The organism is Lacticaseibacillus camelliae DSM 22697 = JCM 13995, assembly GCF_001311195.1.
Lineage (GTDB): Bacteria > Bacillota > Bacilli > Lactobacillales > Lactobacillaceae > Lacticaseibacillus > Lacticaseibacillus camelliae.
On record NZ_BBAJ01000145.1, the window covers coordinates 1 to 1718 of the forward strand.

Sequence of the window (1718 nt, forward strand, 5' to 3'; positions counted from 1 at the left end):
AACGTCTACTTGCAACCAGATATTGCCGCGCAAGGTATCAAGGGGACTGTCACCAATGCCTTATCCGCCGCTTTTCTTGGTAGCTTGGGTGGTGGGAAGTCCTTCTCTAACAATTTGCTTGTCTACTACGCCGTCCTTTACGGAGCGCAGGCACTGATTCTTGACCCGAAGTCGGAACGTACCGGCTGGGCAAAGAACCTCGACTTTATGGAAGATCAAATCAACATCGTCAATCTGACCAGTGAGGAACAAAACCGTGGACTGCTTGATCCTTATATCATCTTGTCTAACTTGAAGGATTCTGAATCGCTAGCCGTTGATACGCTGACCTTCCTCACTGGCATCTCAAGCCGTGATGCCGACCGCTTCCCGACGCTGCGCAAGGCAATCCGGGCAGTAACACAGGCGCCGAACCGGGACTGTTGAAAGTCATTGACGAACTCCGCCGCGAAGACACGCCTATTGCGCGCAACATTGCCGATCATATCGAATCCTTCACGGATTACGACTTTGCGGCATTACTGTTCTCTGACGGGACGGCACGGCGGACAATCGCCCTTGACCGCAAGATCAACATCGTGCAGATTGCAGACTTGGTGCTTCCAGACGCTGATAAGACGCAGGAAGAATACATCACTGCGGAAATGCTGTCCGTTGCCATGCTCATGATCATCAGTACGTTCGCAATCGATTTCATTCACCAAGACCGCGCTCAATTCAAGATCGTGGACTTGGACGAAGCCTGGGCTTTCTTGAACGTGGCGCAGGGTAAGGCGTTGTCCATGAAATTGATTCGTGAAGGTCGTTCGATGAATGCCGGGGTCTACCTCGTCACTCAAAATGCGGACGACTTACTCGACGAAAAGATGAAAAACAATATCGCCCAGAAGTTTGCTTTCCGTAGTACCGACATCACGGAAATCAAGAACACGCTGAACTTCTTTGGCCTTGATGCCGAAGACGAAGGCAATCAGAATCGGCTCCGGTCGCTCGATAATGGGGAGTGCTTGTTCCAAGACATCTGGGGGCACGTCGGCGTGCTGCACTTCGACTATATCTTTGAACACCTACACCACGCCTTTGACACTCGGCCACCGAAACCCGTGGAGGTGATCGCTGATGACGAAAGCTAACCGTCGGCGGCTACTGCTGTTTCTCGGTGTTGTCGCGGCATTCATGTTAGTGCTAATGCTCGCTGGCGGTCAACCGGTACACGCTGCGGGATTGGTTGACGATCAGTCTGGCGGCTCTAACGAGTATTCCAAGTACCCGTTGTCGCACTACCAGCTCGACTACTTCGTCGATACGAGTTGGGACTGGCTCCCGTGGAACTGGGGCGATGGCATCGGTAAGTCTGTGAGCTATGGCCTGTATGCCATCACCAACTTCTTGTGGACACTCTCGGTCTACCTGTCAAACGCTGCGGGTTATCTGATTCAGCAAGCCTACTCGCTGGACTTCATCAAAGATACGTCTGACGCGATTGGGAAGAACATGCAGCTCTTGGCTGGAGTGTCAAAGGACGGCTTCACTACTGACGGCTTTTACCCCGGCTTACTCCTCATGATTACGCTGGTAGTCGGCATCTATGTCGCCTACACCGGTATCATCAAACGCGAGACCTCCAAAGCCATCTCGGCAATCGTCAACTTTGTGGTGATCTTCATCACGTCAGCCAGCTTCATCGCCTACGCCCCGGACTACGTGAGCAAAATCAA

1 protein-coding gene and 1 pseudogene are annotated in these 1718 nt (G+C 52.4%); both read left to right on the forward strand.

Annotation, left to right across the window (positions count from 1 at the left end; genetic code table 11):
• A pseudogene (locus tag JCM13995_RS13380) lies at positions 1 to 1133 on the forward strand (ATP-binding protein); the annotation flags it as partial.
• Positions 1120 to 1718: CD3337/EF1877 family mobilome membrane protein (locus JCM13995_RS13385; protein WP_439645224.1), on the forward strand; the 599-nt coding region annotated here is incomplete at its 3' end. The pseudogene JCM13995_RS13380 and the gene JCM13995_RS13385, both read left to right, overlap by 14 nt.